Source organism: Achromobacter sp. ACM04, from assembly GCF_014851465.1.
GTDB classification, from domain to species: Bacteria; Pseudomonadota; Gammaproteobacteria; order Burkholderiales; family Burkholderiaceae_B; genus Achromobacter; species Achromobacter aegrifaciens.
Genome location: NZ_JACUZS010000001.1, coordinates 651,405 through 667,159 on the forward strand (window position 1 = coordinate 651,405; position 15,755 = coordinate 667,159).

The 15,755-nt window shown below is 66.6% G+C and carries 17 protein-coding genes; 12 read left to right on the plus strand and 5 right to left on the minus strand.

Annotation, left to right across the window (positions count from 1 at the left end):
- Positions 1 to 25 precede the first annotated feature (25 nt).
- Positions 26 to 505, plus strand: coding sequence for a DUF2846 domain-containing protein (locus IB259_RS03155; protein ID WP_125470832.1), 480 nt, complete (start codon positions 26 to 28; stop codon positions 503 to 505).
- 51 nt (positions 506 to 556) lie between these two features.
- On the opposite strand, the gene IB259_RS03160 is transcribed toward IB259_RS03155, so the two are convergent.
- Positions 557 to 1,384, minus strand: a complete 828-nt coding sequence (locus tag IB259_RS03160) for a pyruvate, water dikinase regulatory protein (protein WP_042793329.1) — start codon at positions 1,382 to 1,384, stop codon at positions 557 to 559.
- Between the two features lie 181 nt (positions 1,385 to 1,565).
- On the opposite strand from IB259_RS03160, the gene ppsA reads away from it, so the two are divergent.
- Complete coding sequence (ppsA, locus tag IB259_RS03165; protein WP_054456733.1) at positions 1,566 to 3,932, plus strand: phosphoenolpyruvate synthase; 2,367 nt, start codon at positions 1,566 to 1,568, stop codon at positions 3,930 to 3,932.
- Between the two features lie 73 nt (positions 3,933 to 4,005).
- On the opposite strand, the gene IB259_RS03170 is transcribed toward ppsA, so the two are convergent.
- Positions 4,006 to 4,848, minus strand: coding sequence for a bifunctional transcriptional activator/DNA repair enzyme AdaA (locus IB259_RS03170; RefSeq protein ID WP_054456734.1), 843 nt, complete (start codon positions 4,846 to 4,848; stop codon positions 4,006 to 4,008).
- A 101-nt stretch (positions 4,849 to 4,949) separates the two neighbouring features.
- Positions 4,950 to 5,687, minus strand: a complete 738-nt coding sequence (locus IB259_RS03175) for a glutamine amidotransferase (protein WP_054456735.1) — start codon at positions 5,685 to 5,687, stop codon at positions 4,950 to 4,952.
- A gap of 169 nt (positions 5,688 to 5,856) precedes the next feature.
- Between IB259_RS03175 and IB259_RS03180 the strand changes: the two genes are divergently transcribed.
- The 3 genes from IB259_RS03180 to IB259_RS03190 all read left to right on the plus strand — a co-directional run bounded on the left by IB259_RS03180 (position 5,857) and on the right by IB259_RS03190 (position 8,531).
- On the plus strand, positions 5,857 to 6,291 hold the full coding sequence (locus IB259_RS03180) for an NfeD family protein (RefSeq protein ID WP_054456736.1): 435 nt from the start codon (positions 5,857 to 5,859) through the stop codon (positions 6,289 to 6,291).
- 100 nt (positions 6,292 to 6,391) lie between these two features.
- Complete coding sequence (locus IB259_RS03185) at positions 6,392 to 7,318, plus strand: SPFH domain-containing protein (RefSeq protein WP_054456873.1); 927 nt, start codon at positions 6,392 to 6,394, stop codon at positions 7,316 to 7,318.
- A 25-nt stretch (positions 7,319 to 7,343) separates the two neighbouring features.
- Positions 7,344 to 8,531 carry a GGDEF domain-containing protein gene (locus IB259_RS03190; RefSeq protein ID WP_054456737.1) on the plus strand — a complete coding sequence of 396 codons (1,188 nt, stop codon included), beginning with the start codon at positions 7,344 to 7,346 and terminating at the stop codon, positions 8,529 to 8,531.
- Here IB259_RS03190 and smpB read toward each other — a convergent pair whose 3' ends face one another.
- A complete protein-coding gene (gene smpB / locus IB259_RS03195) occupies positions 8,532 to 9,005 on the minus strand; it encodes an SsrA-binding protein SmpB (protein ID WP_054456738.1) in 474 nt (157 codons plus the stop codon).
- A gap of 104 nt (positions 9,006 to 9,109) precedes the next feature.
- Here smpB and IB259_RS03200 point away from each other — a divergent pair, with 104 nt between their 5' ends.
- The 7 genes from IB259_RS03200 to IB259_RS03230 all read left to right on the plus strand — a co-directional run bounded on the left by IB259_RS03200 (position 9,110) and on the right by IB259_RS03230 (position 14,594).
- Entirely contained in the window at positions 9,110 to 9,544 is a 435-nt protein-coding gene (locus IB259_RS03200) for a type II toxin-antitoxin system RatA family toxin (RefSeq protein ID WP_042793335.1), read from the plus strand.
- Complete coding sequence (locus IB259_RS03205; RefSeq protein WP_054456739.1) at positions 9,534 to 9,878, plus strand: RnfH family protein; 345 nt, start codon at positions 9,534 to 9,536, stop codon at positions 9,876 to 9,878. Before IB259_RS03200 ends, IB259_RS03205 begins: the two co-directional genes overlap by 11 nt.
- Before the next feature lie 196 nt (positions 9,879 to 10,074).
- Positions 10,075 to 11,229 carry an acyl-CoA dehydrogenase family protein gene (locus IB259_RS03210; RefSeq protein WP_054456740.1) on the plus strand — a complete coding sequence of 385 codons (1,155 nt, stop codon included), beginning with the start codon at positions 10,075 to 10,077 and terminating at the stop codon, positions 11,227 to 11,229.
- Positions 11,226 to 12,401, plus strand: a complete 1,176-nt coding sequence (locus IB259_RS03215) for an enoyl-CoA hydratase/isomerase family protein (protein WP_054456741.1) — start codon at positions 11,226 to 11,228, stop codon at positions 12,399 to 12,401. Before IB259_RS03210 ends, IB259_RS03215 begins: the two co-directional genes overlap by 4 nt.
- A gap of 100 nt (positions 12,402 to 12,501) precedes the next feature.
- A complete protein-coding gene (mmsB, locus tag IB259_RS03220; protein ID WP_054456742.1) occupies positions 12,502 to 13,392 on the plus strand; it encodes a 3-hydroxyisobutyrate dehydrogenase in 891 nt (296 codons plus the stop codon).
- 1 nt (position 13,393) lies between these two features.
- Positions 13,394 to 13,831: a PaaI family thioesterase gene (locus tag IB259_RS03225; RefSeq protein ID WP_054456743.1), complete on the plus strand. Its 438-nt coding sequence runs from the start codon at positions 13,394 to 13,396 to the stop codon at positions 13,829 to 13,831.
- 73 nt (positions 13,832 to 13,904) lie between these two features.
- Entirely contained in the window at positions 13,905 to 14,594 is a 690-nt protein-coding gene (locus IB259_RS03230) for a VIT family protein (protein WP_054456744.1), read from the plus strand.
- A 63-nt stretch (positions 14,595 to 14,657) separates the two neighbouring features.
- Here IB259_RS03230 and IB259_RS03235 read toward each other — a convergent pair whose 3' ends face one another.
- Complete coding sequence (locus IB259_RS03235; RefSeq protein WP_192327488.1) at positions 14,658 to 15,656, minus strand: folate-binding protein YgfZ; 999 nt, start codon at positions 15,654 to 15,656, stop codon at positions 14,658 to 14,660.
- Between the last annotated feature and the right edge of the window lie 99 nt (positions 15,657 to 15,755).

The window sequence follows — 15,755 nt, forward strand, 5'->3', positions numbered from 1 at the left end:
GGATCGGCAAATCGGAGAAGACGGAATGAAGCGCAGGTTCAAGATGGTGGCTGCCGCCGTGCTGGGCGCGGCCTTGTTGGCAGGTTGCGGCGGACCCCGGTACAAGGACGTCGCCAGCACCATCCCCATGATGGTGCCGGAAACGGGGCGGATCTACTTCTACCAGCCGCCGGCGCCGGTTGGCGTGGTGTCGGCCCAGCCATACCTGCGCGTGAACGGCGTCAAGGTCGGCCGTTCCAAGCCGGGCAGCTTCTTTTACGTGAACCGGCCTGCCGGCCAGTACGTGGTCGACACCTTGCGCGACGACGAACAACTGTCGTTCACGCTGGCCCCGGGCCAGACCCGTTACGTGCGCTTGAGCATCGAAGGCGTGAGCGGCAATTCGTCCAATGTGGGTCGCCAGGACATGCGCCTGGAAGACTCGGAGGCGACCGCCCAACAGGAAATGGGACCGCTGAAGTACTGGGGCGCGGGCTCGCGCGAACGCGTCAAGCTGCGTCCCTGATCCGGAGCACGTTGCAGGAGAGGGCGCGCCACGGGCGCGCCCTTGTCGTTTTCAGCCCCGGTCCAGGCCGACTTCCTGCAGCACCGTCGTGGCGATCTCCTCGATCGATTTGGTGGTGCTGGACAGCCAGGAAATGCCCTCGCGGCGCATCATGCGTTCGGCCTCGGCCACTTCGTAGCGGCATTGCTCCAGCTGCGCGTAGCGGCTGTTGGGGCGGCGCTCGTTGCGGACTTCGGCCAGGCGCTCGGGCTGGATCGACAGGCCGAACAGCTTGCCGCGGTGCGGGGCGATGGTCGAGGGCAGGGTGCCGCGCTCGAAATCGTCCGGCGTCAGCGGGAAGTTGGCGGCCTTGATGGCGTATTGCATGGCCAGGTACAGGCTGGTGGGCGTCTTGCCGCAGCGCGATACGCCAACCAGGATCACGTCCGCCTGGTCCAGCTGGTTGACGAACTGGCCGTCGTCATGCGCCAGGCTGAAGTTGATGGCGTCGATGCGGTTGCGGTATTTTTCCGAATTGGCCTGCATGTGCGAGCGGCCGATGGAATGGCTGGACTTCAGGCCCAGCGCCTGCTCGATGTGGCTGACGAAAGTGCCAAACAGGTCCAGGAAAACGCCGTTCGCCTGGCGAACGCGCGCCAGGATATCCGGATTGACCAGGGTGCTGAACACGATCGGGGGAACTCCGGCCTCCTGGGCGCTGCGATCGATGCGCATGGCCACTTCTGCGGCCTTTTCCAGCGTGTCGACAAAGGGCAGGCGGACAGGCTTGAAATTGACCTCTTCAAACTGCGAAAGCACTGACTGGCTGAAGGTTTCTGCGGTGATGCCGGTACTGTCGGAAACGATGTATACCGTGCGTACGATCGGGGTAGATGTCATGTGTAAAAAATTCCAACCAGGCAGATGGCCGGACGCACTCCACCGAGTACAATCAGGCCCCTATAAGTCACCCCAAGGGCGGTCCAAGGCCAGTTTGGTCAGCGCGTAAATCGGGGCTGTGATCCAGCTTTCCGACGCATTGACCAAACTCGCTTTCATTCCATTGTAAAAGGTGACTTCAATGTCGTACGTTGTTTTGTTCGAGCAGCTCCGCATGACGGACGTGGACTCGGTAGGAGGCAAGAACGCATCACTAGGTGAAATGATCAGCCAGCTGTCTGGCGCGGGTGTCCGCGTGCCGGGCGGCTTTGCCACGACCGCTGATGCTTTCCGCGACTTCCTCAAGGCCTCCGGCCTGGACAAGCGCATCGCCGAACGCCTGACCACGCTGAACCCCGAAGACGTGCGCGAACTGGCCAACGCCGGCTCGCAGATCCGTCAATGGATCATCGACGCGCCGTTCTCGCCCGAGTTCGAATCGCAGATCCGTACCGCCTTTGCCAAGCTCGACGCTGATGGCAAGGGCTCGTTCGCCGTGCGCTCCTCCGCCACCGCCGAAGACCTGCCCGACGCTTCGTTCGCCGGCCAGCAGGAAACCTTCCTGAACGTCGTCGGCATCGACGACGTGCTGGACAAGATCCGCCACGTGTTCGCGTCGCTGTACAACGACCGCGCCATTTCCTATCGCGTGCACAAGGGCTACGCCCACGCCGACGTCGCGCTGTCGGCCGGCATCCAGCGCATGGTGCGTTCCGACAAGGGCAGCGCCGGCGTCATGTTCACCATCGACACGGAATCGGGCTTCCAGGACGTGGTCTTCATCACCTCGTCCTACGGCCTGGGCGAAACGGTGGTGCAGGGCGCGGTCAACCCCGACGAGTTCTACGTCTTCAAGCCGACGCTGGCCCAGGGCCACTACCCGATCGTGGGTCGTCGCATCGGCTCCAAGCTGATCAAGATGGAGTTCGATCCCGAGCGTCCCGAAGGCCGCGCCGTGCGCACGGTCGACGTGCCGGTGTCCGAGCGCAACCGCTATTCGCTGACCGACGACGAGGTCAACGAGCTGGCTCGCTACGCCGTCATCATTGAAAAGCACTACGGCCGCCCGATGGACATCGAGTGGGGCCGCGACGGCATCGACGGCAAGATCTACATCCTGCAGGCGCGTCCGGAAACGGTGAAGTCGCAGCAGGGCGCCAACGACGTGCAGCAGCGCTACCGCCTGAAGGCCACCGGCCAGGTCCTGATCACCGGCCGCGCGATCGGCCAGAAGATCGGCGCGGGTCCGGTGCGCGTGGTCGGCGACATCTCCGACATGGACAAGGTCCAGCCCGGCGACGTTCTGGTCACCGACATGACGGATCCCAACTGGGAGCCCGTGATGAAGCGCGCCTCGGCCATCGTCACCAACCGCGGCGGCCGCACCTGCCACGCGGCGATCATCGCGCGCGAGCTGGGCATTCCGGCAGTCGTGGGCTGCGGCAACGCGACCGACCTGCTCAAGGAAGGCCAGGCCGTGACCGTGTCTTGCGCCGAGGGCGACGAAGGCCGCATCTATGACGGCCTGATCGAAACCGAAGTGGAAGAAGTGCGTCGCGGCGACATGCCCCCCATCGATCTGAAGATCATGATGAACGTGGGCAACCCGCAGCTGGCTTTCGACTTCGCGCAGATCCCCAACGGCGGCGTGGGCCTGGCCCGCCTGGAATTCATCATCAACAACAACATCGGCATCCACCCCAAGGCGGTGCTGGACTACCCGAACGTTGATGGCGAACTGAAGAAGGCTGTGGAATCGGCCGCCCGCGGCCATGCCAGCCCGCGCGCCTTCTTCGTCGAGAAGATGGCCGAAGGCGTGGCGACCATCGCCGCCGCCTTCTACCCCAAGCCCGTCATCGTGCGCATGTCGGACTTCAAGTCCAACGAGTACCGCAAGCTGGTCGGCGGTTCGCGCTACGAGCCCGAGGAAGAAAACCCCATGCTGGGCTTCCGCGGCGCGTCGCGCTACATCGCCGAGGACTTCGCCGAGTGCTTCCGCATGGAATGCGAAGCGCTCAAGAAGGTGCGCGATGAAATGGGCCTGACCAACGTCGAGATCATGGTGCCCTTCGTGCGCACCCTGGGCCAGGCGGCCAAGGTCGTGGACCTGCTGGCCAAGCACGGCCTGGCGCGCGGCGAAAACGGCCTGAAGCTCATCATGATGTGCGAAGTGCCGTCCAACGCCATCCTGGCCGACGAATTCCTGCAGTACTTCGACGGCTTCTCGATCGGTTCGAACGACATGACCCAGCTGACGCTGGGCCTGGATCGCGATTCGGGCATGGAGCTGCTGGCCGCCGACTTCGACGAACGCGACGAGGCCGTGAAGTTCATGCTGCGCCGCGCGATCAAGGCTTGCCTGGCCGCCAACAAGTACGTGGGCATCTGCGGCCAAGGCCCCAGCGATCACCCGGACTTCGCGCAATGGCTGAAGGAAGAGGGCATCCTGTCGATGTCGCTCAACCCGGACACCGTTGTCGATACCTGGCAGCGCCTGGCCAAGAGCTGATCGGTTTGCCGATGTGAAAACCCCGCGCCTGCAAGGGCGCGGGGTTTTTTTTATGCGTGCAGGCGGGAAAGGGCTACGCCGCCAGCGCTTCGCGCGCAATCAGTTCGCGCTTGCGGTCTATGCCCCAGCGGTAGCCAGCCAGCGAGCCATCCGTGCGCACCACCCGGTGGCAAGGAATGGCCAGCGCGATGTTGTTGGTGGCGCAGGCGCGGGCCACGGCGCGCACGGCGCGTGGGGAGCCGATGCGTTCGGCGATGTCGGTATAGGTGGCGGTTTCACCCACGGGGATCTCGCGCAGGGCTTGCCATACCTGGCGCTGGAAGGCCGTGCCGCGCACATCCAGGGGCAGGTCCAGGCCGCGAGAGGGGTCTTCGACGAAGCCCACCACGGCCGCCACCCAGCCTTCGAATTGCGCGTCCGCGCCGATCAGGCGGGCGGCCTTGAAGCGGTCCTGCAGGTTGCGCACCAATTGTTCCGGGTCTTCGTGCAGCGCGATTTCACAGATGCCGGTATCGCTTGCCGCCACCAGCAGCGCGCCCAGGGAGCATTGCGCCACCGCGAAGCGGATATCCACGCCCTCGCCACTCTTGCGAAAGGCGGTGGGCGTCATGCCCAGGATGGCGGGGGCGGCTTCGTAGAAGCGGCCACTGGAATTGAAGCCGGCGTCGTACATGGCGTCCGTGACGCTCGCGCTCTGCTTCAGATGCTGGCGGGCGCGGCTGGCGCGCAGGGCGTCGGCGTAGGCCTTGGGGGTGATGCCGGTGGCCGCCTTGAAGACGCGGTGGAAATGGAAGCGGCTCATGCCGGCCTGTTCGGCCAGGGTGGACAAATCCGGCGGCTGCTCGGCTTCCAGGGCGCGGCAGGCGCGCTCGATGGCGGCGGCGTGCTGTTTGCTCAGGGCGGCGGCTTGGTTCATGAAAAAGCTCCTGTTGCGCGTGGATTCGCGCGCTTGGACCCATCGTCTCAAAAGCCTTCCGCCGCCGCACTCCGTATATTGCGCGGTGGCCGCGCAGGGCGCTACGCGGGTGCGTAGGCGTCCAGAAAGCGCCGCAGGAGACCGCCCGCGACGGGCGTGGCGCGGACATTGGCGGACAGCCCCGGGACGTCGAGATTTTCAGCCGCATAGCGGCGGCCGAAGCGTTCCAGATGGGCGCGGATGAAGTCAGGGCCGAATTCGGGATGGAACTGGGTCGAGAACACGTTGCGGCCGATGCGGATCATCTGGTGTTCGTCCAGGTCCGAGCGCGCCAGCACGGCGGCGCCAGGCGGCGGCTGCAGCACGGTCTGCGCATGCAGCATCTGGGCGGGGAAGGTGGACGGCAGTCCGGCCAGCAGCTTGTCGCCGGCCGCGGGCGGCAGCAGTTCCACGGTCTGGGTGCCGACTTCGCGCCCGGCGGGGTTGTAGCCGACCTTGCCGCCCAGCGCGTAGGCCAGCAACTGATGGCCGTAGCAGACGCCGAACATGGGCAGGCCGGCTGCGGCGGCTTCGCGCAGCCAGGCGGCGGTGTCCTCGCTCCAGGGTTCCTTGTCGGTCACCATGGCGGGCGAACCCGTGATCAGCGCGGCGCGATAACGGGCGGGAGCCTGCGGCCGCTTGCCTTCATGGACGGGCACGATTTCCATGGCCTCGGCGGTCAGGCCGGCGGCCTGCGCGAGTTGTTCGGCATAGCCGCCGAACTGGCTTTTGAGCGTGTCGTCCGGATCGCCGGTGTGCAGGATCAGGACGGGGAGAGCGGTGGGTATTGCAGCGGTCATTGGGGGCTTGTGCGTAAAGGATGCGGGCGCCGGGTTCCAGGGGGAGATCCACCGCCAGCGCACATCATAATCCAGCCCTCCGATCCGTGATGAAAGGCGCTTTTCCGTTCCGTCCCGGAAATACGTACAATTCCGCTCAGAGACTCATCCTTTCGGGCGAACGAAGACTATGTGGATTTGGCTGGGATTGGCTGCGCTGGCCCTGATCGGGGAATTGGCGACCGGCACTTTCTATCTGCTGCTGGTGGCCCTGGGGCTGGCGGCGGGGGGCGTGGCCGCATGGTTCGGCGCAGGCCTGGAATGGCAACTGGTAGGCTGCGGCATCGTGCTGCTGCTGGGTTTGCTGGTGCTGCGCAAGACCCGCGTGCTGAAAAAGCGCGAGGTCGATTCCGCCCGCAACGCCGACGTCAACCTGGACATCGGCCAGACGGTGTCGGTAGAAGCCTGGTCCGACCAGGGCACCGCGCGCGTCTGGTACCGCGGCGCGCACTGGCAGGCAGAGCTGGCCCAGGGCCAGCCGCCCGTGGCCGGAGAACAAACCATCATCGAAATGCGCGGCTCGATCCTGGTGCTGGCCCCCAGGGGCGTGCCGGGTTCGGTCTGACGAAGGCCATCCCGCCGCGGGCGGGACCGGCTGCGGGCGTCCGCAAGGTCCGGACGTTTCCCGCATATGTATTTACCAGAAGGAGAGGCTCCGAATCATGATGATCGATACATCCACCATCGTCCTGCTCGTCATCGTCGCGCTGGCGATACTGATAGTCATCAAGGCGATCGCCATCGTGCCTCAGCAGCACGCCTGGGTGGTCGAGCGCCTGGGCAAGTTCGACCGGGTCCTGTCGCCCGGCGCGGGCTTCGTCATTCCGTTCATCGAGCGCGTGTCGTACAAGCACTCGCTCAAGGAAATTCCGCTGGACGTGCCCAGCCAGGTTTGCATCACGCGCGACAACACGCAACTGCAGGTCGACGGCGTGCTGTACTTCCAGGTGACCGATCCGATGCGCGCGTCGTATGGCTCGTCGAACTACATCTCGGCCATCACCCAGCTGGCGCAGACGACCCTGCGTTCGGTCATCGGCAAGATGGAACTGGACCGCACCTTCGAGGAACGCGACTCCATCAACAGCAACATCGTCTCTTCGCTGGACGAGGCGGCGCTGAACTGGGGCGTGAAGGTGCTGCGCTACGAGATCAAGGACTTGACGCCGCCCAACGAGATCCTGCGCGCGATGCAGGCGCAGATCACCGCCGAACGTGAAAAGCGCGCGCTGATCGCGGCCTCGGAAGGCCGCCGCCAGGAACAGATCAATATCGCCACCGGCGAGCGCGAAGCCGCCATCGCCCGTTCCGAAGGCGAGAAGCAGGCCCAGATCAACCAGGCCCAGGGCGAGGCCGCCGCGGTGCTGGCGATCGCCGAGGCCACCGCCAAGGCCATCACCCAGGTGGCGGACTCCGTGCGCCAGCCGGGCGGCATGGAAGCGGTGAACCTGAAGGTGGCCGAGCGCTACGTCGAGGCCTTCGGCAATGTCGCCAAGGAAGGCAACACCTTGATCCTGCCGGCGAACCTGGCTGATGTGGGCGGCATGATCGCCTCCGCCATGACCATCGTGAAGTCCACCCGCAACAGCTGATAACCGCGCCTGGCGGCGCCTGACGATGATCGCTCCCGTTAACTTGCTTTTGATAGCAGCATTGGCGGGAGTGCTTGCGCTGTGCGTGCTGGGGTCGCTGGCCCGCAGCGGCATGGCGGGCATCAAGGAGGCGATACGCGCCAACCTGCTGACGCTGGCGGCTTTCGGGCTTTACGCCTTCCAGGTCACCGAGGCGCCGCTGTGGGTGTCGGTGATGGCGGCGAACACCGCCGTTGCCCTGGCGCTTTGCGCCTACTACACGGGATTGCGCCGGCTGGTCGGCCTGACCGTGCCCAAGCGTCTCATGGCGCTGGCTTCCTGTACGGCGCTGCTGGCGCTGGCGTACTACACCTATATCGATCCCCAGGTCGGGCCGCGCATGGTGGTCATGTCCTGGCTGATGTTCGGGTTCATGGTGGCCATTGCCATGACGGTCAAGCGCGGCATGCCGATGAACCGGTCGCGCTACAGCTACCATTTCGTGCGCGTGGTGGCCCTGATCTCCGCGCTGGTGTGCGCAACGCGGGCCGTCGTCTACATGTTCGACATCGCCATCGCGCAGGCCCTGCTGCTGCCCACGGCATGGAACGTCGCGTTCATGACGCTGGGCGTGCTGACGATGCCATGCCTGACCCTGGGCACGATCATGATCATCCACGACCGCATGCTGGCCGACCGCGAACAGGAGGCCAGCACCGACTTCCTGACGGGCCTGATGTCGCGCAAGGCGTGGTGGCTGCAGGCCGAGCGCTATTGCGCCCAGGCGCTGCGCACGCGGCGGCCGCTGACGCTGCTGTTGCTGGATATCGACTATTTCAAGCGCATCAACGATACCCATGGCCACGCGGCCGGGGATGCGGTGCTGCGCCATTTCGGCCTGCTGGCGACCGCCACGCTGCGCACTGGCGACCACGTCGGGCGCGTCGGCGGCGAGGAGTTCGCGGTGCTGTTTCCGGACATGCGCAGCGATGCAGTGATGGATGTGGCGGAGCGGCTGCTGGATTCGGTGCGGCGCACGCCCTGTGCGCACGGAGGCAGCACCATTTCCTATACGTTCAGCGCCGGAGTCGCGGACTGGATGCCCGGAGAGAGCCTGCAGGCGTTTTTCGAGCGGGCCGACCGCAAGCTGTATGCGTCCAAGTCGGCCGGGCGCAACCGCATCACGGGACCGGGGCAGGAGGCCGAGCGCCAGACGCTGCCCGAGGCCGCCTGATCAGTCGTCCTTACCCTTGCGAGGGGCGCGGGTGTCGTGCTTCATCATGCGCTCTTTCTCGCGCTGCCAGTCTTTCTCGCGCGCGGTATCGCGCTTGTCGAACAGCTTCTTGCCGCGGCCCAGCGCGAAGTCCAGCTTGATGCGCCCGTTCTTGTAGTGCAGGTTGAGCGGCACCAGCGTGTAGCCGCGTTGCTCGACCTTGCCGATGAGCTTGCTGATTTCCTCGGCCTTGAGCAGCAGCTTGCGCGTGCGCATGGCGTCGGGGTGGATATGGGTGGAGGCCGTGGGCAGGGGGCTGACGTGCATGCCCAGCAGGTAGAGCTCGCCGTCGCGCACGATGACGTAGCTTTCCTTGAGCTGCACGCGGCCATCGCGGATCGCCTTGACTTCCCAGCCTTGCAGCACCAGGCCGGCCTCGTAGCGGTCTTCGATGAAATAGTCGTGCGTGGCCTTGCGATTGTCGATAATGCTCATAAAGCCCTTGTGCCTGGGTGCCGCGGGCCCGCGCTAGGCGTATTTTGGCCCCAGGTCGTGTTGTGCCGGTAAAATCGTGCCATTCTAGCCATTTGCGATAGTCGATGCACAAAGTACAACGATCCGTCCTGGTGCCTTACAGCGCCGCCCAGATGTTCGATCTGGTCGCCGACGTGGAGAAGTACCCCGAGTTCATGCCCTGGTGCGGCGGCGCCGAGGTGCAGACCCGCGACGAGCACGGCATGCAGGCCTCCATCCTGATCAGCTTCGCGGGCATGAAGCAGCGCTTCACCACCCGCAACACCCATGCCTATCCCGACCGGATCGACCTGGAACTGGTCGACGGCCCGTTCTCCAGCCTGGTCGGGCACTGGGAGTTCCAGCCGCTGGCCGAGGACGCCTGCAAGGTCCTGTTCACCATGGAGTACGCGTTTTCCAACCGCGCGCTGGAAATGGTGGTGGGCCCGGTGTTCAACCGCATCGCCACCAGCTTCATCGATTCCTTCACCAAGCGCGCGCAGGCCAAGTATGGCGAATGAGCCGTCCGCGGCGCAGATCGGCGTCAGCGTCTGTTATGCCCTGCCGGGCCATGTCTGGCTGCGTGAATTGCGCCTGCCCGACGGCGCCACGGTGGCCGACGCGCTCGCGGCCAGCGGCTTTGCCCAGGCTTTTCCGGTGGTGCAGCCCTGGAGCCGGGGCGTGGGTATTTTCGGACGCGCCACCGAGCCGCAGGCCAGGCTGGCCGATGGCGACCGGGTGGAAATCTACCGCGGCCTGAGTTTCGATCCCAAGGAATCGCGGCGCCGCCGCGCCGAACACCGCCGCGCCAAGACGGCCAAGAACGGCAGGGTGCGCCCGGCCGGGCTGCTGTAGGGAAGCGCTCCGAGGGGGGGGCGCGCCGCCCCGCACAATGTCGCAAATAGGACAAATTCCTTTGCCGCTTCCGGCGTAACATAGGCACCGTCACGCATTTACGTTTACGTCAACGTCATGTCAAAATCGACGAGCTGGCGTTCACGAGACGGCAGCAACGCCAACAGACAATACTCAGTACAACAGGAGACAGGCTGTGGACTTGGAACTGACCGACGAGCAACGCGCTTTTGCGCAGGCGGCGCGCGACTACGCCGAGGGTGAACTGGCGCCCAACGCGGCGCGCTGGGACGCCGAAGGCATCTTCCCGCGCGAGGCCTTCGCCCGTGCGGGCGAAATGGGTTTTTGCGCCATCTATGCCAGCGAGGACATCGGCGGGCTGGGCCTGCCGCGCCTGGATGCCACCCTGGTGTTCGAGGAAATGGCGGCGGTCGACCCGTCGACCACGGCCTTTCTCACGATCCACAACATGGCCACCTGGATGGTCGGCAAGTGGGGCCAGCCCGCGCTGCGCGAAGCCTGGGGGCCGTTGCTGGCCAGCGGCCAGAAGTTGGCGTCCTATTGCCTGACCGAGCCGGGCGCCGGTTCGGACGCCGCATCGCTGTCGACCCGGGCGCAGCGCCAGGGCGATGACTACATCGTCAACGGCGCCAAGGCCTTCATTTCGGGCGGCGGCGACACAGACCTGCTGGTGGTCATGGCGCGCACCGGCGGCGAGGGCGCGGGCGGCATCAGCGCGTTCGCCATTCCGGCCGACAGCGAGGGCATAGGCTATGGCCGCAAGGAAGAGAAGATGGGCTGGAACAGCCAGTCCACGCGCCCCATCACCTTCGAGAACGTGCGCGTGCCGGCGGCCAACATGCTGGGCCAGGAGGGCGAGGGCTTCAAGATCGCCATGAAGGGCCTGGACGGCGGACGCATCAACATCGGCACCTGCTCGGTCGGCGCGGCGCAAGGCGCGCTTGATGCCGCCCGGCGCTACATGGACGAACGGCGGCAGTTCAACCGCCGCCTGGCCGAGTTCCAGGCGCTGCAATTCAAGCTGGCCGACATGGCGACGCACCTGGTGGCGGCGCGCCAGATGGTGCGCCTGGCGGCCTGCAAGCTGGATGCGGGGGCGCCGGACGCGGCGACCTACTGCGCCATGGCCAAGCGCTTCGCCACCGACATGGGTTTCCAGATCTGCCTGGACGCGCAACAGATCCACGGCGGCTACGGATACCTGCGGGACTATCCCTTGGAGCGTCTGGTGCGCGATACTCGCGTTCATCAGATTCTGGAGGGGACCAACGAGATCATGCGCGTGATCATCGCCCGCCAATTGTTGGAAAAAGGAGCCGACATAAGATGAATGCACCGGTGCTGTTCGAAGAGAAAACCGCTGCCAATGGAGTACGGTTCGGGATCGCGACGCTGAATTCGCCGCAGACCCTGAACGGCCTGTCGCTGGAAATGGTGGACCTGCTGGCCGAACGGCTGGACGCCTGGGCCCGCGATCCCGGCGTGGCCCTGGTGGTCCTGCAGGGTGCGGGCGACAAGGCCTTCTGCGCGGGCGGAGACCTGCATGGCCTGTACCGCAGCATGACGGAAAACGCCGGCAAGCCGGGCTGGAACAACGCCTACGCGCGCCGCTTCTTCGAGCACGAGTACCGGCTGGACTACCGCATCCACACCTATCCCAAGCCGGTGCTGTGCTGGGGCCATGGCATCGTCATGGGCGGCGGCATCGGCCTGATGATGGGCGCCAGCCACCGCGTGGTCAGCGAGACCTCGCGCCTGGCGATGCCGGAGGTCACGATCGGCCTGTTTCCGGACGTGGGCGGCAGCTGGCTGCTGAACCGCATGTCAGGCAGGATCGGACTGTTCCTGGCCTTGACCGGCGCGCAGCTGGGTACGTCGGACGCTTTCTTCGCGGGCCTGGCGGACTTCCGCCTGGATCACGCGGATTGGCCCAAGCTGCTGGCTTCGCTGGAAGAGCAGCCCTGGGCCGGCCAGGCGGCCGGCGCGGCGGAGGATGCCATTCCTCCGCGCGCGATCAACGACGGCCTGCTGCGCCGCGCCCTGACGGCGCTGGAGCCCAAGACGCCGCTGGCGCCGGGCAACTTGCGGCAGCACTCGTTCCTGATCAACAGCCTGTGCAGCGGCAATCGCCTGGACGACATCTACGAAGAACTGGCCGCGCTGAAGGACCACGAGGATCCGTGGCTGGCGCGCGCGGCGCAGACGATGCTGGCCGGCTCGCCTGGATCGGTGCGCCTGTCGTTCGCGCTGCAGCAGCGGCTGCGCCTGCGCTCGCTGGACGACGTTTTCCGTGCCGAGTACATCGCGGCGCTGGCCTGCACCGCCCATGGCGATTTCGCCGAGGGCATCCGCGCCTTGCTGATCGACAAGGACAAGAAGCCGCGCTGGAATCCCGCCGTCATCGACATGGCGACCGACGCCTGGGTGCAGAAATTCTTTGACGAACCCTGGCCCGAGGGCGAGCCCCACCCGTTGGCGGACCTGGGCCAGGAAGGCCGCTAGGCGCCACGCGGCGGCGGACCGGCCGCCGCCCGCCGGCGCGGCAACGCTAGTACCACGATGGTTTCACACCTATAGCAATAGCAACAGGAGACAAGACATCATGAGCAGCATCGCGTTTATCGGTTTGGGCAATATGGGCGCGCCCATGGCATTGAATCTGGTCAAGGCCGGACATAGCGTGACGGTTTTCGATCTGGTGCCGGCAGCGGTGAAGACCCTGACGGACGCCGGCGCCCGCGCCGCCGCGTCCGCTTCGGAAGCCGTCAAGGGCGCCGAGGTGGTGGTTTCGATGCTGCCCGCCAGCAAGCACGTCGAAGGGCTGTACCTGGGCGAGGACCTGCTGGGCAAGATCCCGTCCAGCGCGCTGGTCATCGAATGCAGCACCATCGCGCCGGACTCGGCGCGCAAGGTGGCGCAGGCGGCCGAGGTGCGCGGCATCGCCATGATCGACGCGCCGGTGTCCGGCGGCACGGGTGGCGCAGCAGCCGGCACGCTGACCTTCATCGTCGGCGGCCAGGCCGCGGCGCTGGAGCGCGCCCGTCCGGTGCTGGAAAAAATGGGCAAGAACATTTTCCACGCAGGCCCGGCCGGCGCCGGCCAGGTGGCCAAGATCTGCAACAACATGCTGTTGGGCATCCTGATGGCGGGCACCTCCGAAGCCCTGGCCCTGGGCGTGGCCAACGGGCTGGATCCCAAGGTGCTGTCGGACATCATCGCCAAGAGCTCCGGGCGCAACTGGGCCACGGAACTCTACAACCCCTGGCCCGGCGTGATGGAGCACGCGCCGGCCTCCAAGGGCTACGCCGGCGGCTTCGGCGTGGACCTGATGCTCAAGGACCTGGGCCTGGCGGCCGAGGCCGCCCTGTCGGCGCGCGCCTCGATCCCGCTGGGGGAGCTGGCGCGCAACCTGTATTCGCTGCATAGCTCCGGCGGTTCGGGCAAGCTGGACTTCTCCAGCATCGTCAACCTGGTCAAGCGCGAGCAGGACTGACATGGCGTCATCGCAAGCGCCGCTGGACCCGGCCGCCAGGGTCCAGGAGAGCTTCGCCCGGCAAAGCATCATGACATTGCTGGGTGCGCAACTGGACGTGGTCGAGCCGGGCAGGGTGGACATCGTGCTGCCTTACCGAGCCGACCTGTGCCAGCAGAACGGCTTTCTGCACGCCGGCATTTCCACGACCATCGCCGACAGCGCCGGCGGCTATGCCGCCTACACGCTGTTTGGGCCTGGCGAGGACGTGCTGACCTCGGAGTTCAAGATGAACTTCCTGGCGCCCGCCAAGGGTAGCCGCTACGTGGCCAGCGGCCGCGTGGTCAAGCCGGGCAAGCGCCTGTCCGTCTGCCAGGTCGAGGTGCATGCGTACGACGGCGAGCAAGCCACGCTTTGCGTGATAGGCTTGCTTACCGCGGTGCGCGTGACGCCGCGCTGAATCCCGCGCGTGGCGGGTCCTGCGCAAGCCGGACCCGCCACGCGTTCATCGCGCGGCGCATGGGTTTCTGGCAATGCCTTCAAAAGAACATCATCGGATTTTCCGCAGCAACTGGCTGCGCGCGGCCGTCCTGGGCGCCAACGACGGTATCGTGTCCACCGCCAGCCTTATTACCGGCGTGGCAGCGGCCCAGGTCACGCATGACGCCATCCTGACCTCGGGCGTGGCCGGACTGGTGGCGGGGGCGCTGTCGATGGCGGCGGGCGAATACGTGTCGGTGCGGTCGCAGGCCGATACCGAGGCCGCCGACCTGCGCATGGAGCAGCGCTCGCTCAAGCGCAATTCCGGCGAGGAACTGGCCGAACTGATCGACATCTATGTGGCGCGCGGCCTGACCCGCGACCTGGCCGAGCAGGTGGCGCGGCAATTGACCAGCCACGATGCGCTGGACGCGCATGCCCGCGACGAGCTGGGTATCTCCATCCATAACCGCGCCCGTCCGGTGCAGGCCGCGGTGGCGTCCGCGGCCTCGTTTGCGGGCGGCGCGGCCTTGCCGCTGGCCGTGGCGGCGACAGCGCCTTTGCCGCAATTGATTGTGTGGGTCATCGGCGCATCGGTCGCCTGTCTGGCCGGCCTGGGCGCTCTGGCTGCGGGCGCAGGCGGCGCGCCCAAGGGGCCGGCCGCGTTGCGGGTGACGATCCTGGGCGGCCTGGCGATGGCGGTGACGGCGGGGGTGGGCGCGCTGTTCGGCGTGGCGGTGTAAGGGCCGGCTTGGGAGCGTCCGGCCCGGCGCAACCGCGCCGGCTCAGGCGCGGCGGCCTTTGGTTTACGGCGTGATGGAGTAGGGCAGCGCAGCGGCCGCAATGCGCGGACCGTCCACGGCGCCCAGCCGCAGGTCGCCTTCCGGCAAGGCTGCCAGCGTGGTTTCGAATAGCACCGAAACGGCGCCTTGCGCGGCGGCCGCGTCCACGATACGCCCGGTGGGTTCGCCGGGCTGGCTGGCGTCATAGACATCCATGCCGGCCAGCGCCTGGCCTTGGACGGCGGCGTCGGCAATGGTGCCGTATGCCATGCGCCGCTTGACCGTGCCGCGGTAGTGGCTGCGCGCCACCACTTCCTGGCCCGGATAACAACCTTTGGTGAAACTGACGCCCTGGATCAGGTCCAGATTGACCGTTTGCGGGATGAAGACGTCCTGCGTGGCCGCAGTGATCCACGGGATGCCTGCGGCCAGGTCGGCGGCGTGCCATTGCGCGGCCGGCGCCAGGCCTAGCGCGCCTGCCAGCGCGGCGGACTGTTCCAGTTGTTCGTCGGACGCGATCCACCACCAGCGCAGGCGCGCGTCGGCGGACGGCGCGGCGATCCAGGTGCCGGACGGCAGGTCGGCGCGCTGCCAGGGTTCGCGCGGCAGCGCGCCGGCGGCGGCTTCCAGCGCGGCCACGTCCGTGGCCGAAGCCGTCACGCCCGCCACATGCAGCGGCGTGGCGGCGAGCTTGGCCTTGGCGCGCAGCACGAACATCGACAGGCGCTTGAGCAGCGCCTGCGCCAGATCCTGGCGCACCAGGCCATAGAGCTGGGGCGCGTCGTCCGCGCCGGGGGCGGCGCGCCACATCACCAGGGTGGCCAGCAGGCGGCCCTTGGCGGTGCAGTAGCCGGCCAGGCGGGCGGCGTCCCGGGACAGGCCGGTGACGTCCTGCGTGAGCTGGCCGTGCAGGAAGCCGAGGGCGTCCGCGCCGGATGCGGAAAAGACCAGGAAGTCGTCCAGCGGCGCAATTTGCGCGCAACCTTCCGCGCGGGCGGGAATCGAAGAATGGAAAGCGTGCATGGAGGCGGTGTTATCGCGTCATCAAAGTGCTGATGATAGCCGTGTTCCCCTCCGGGCTGGGCCATGTCCCCGCGGCGCGCAGGGCCGCGCGCTACGTTC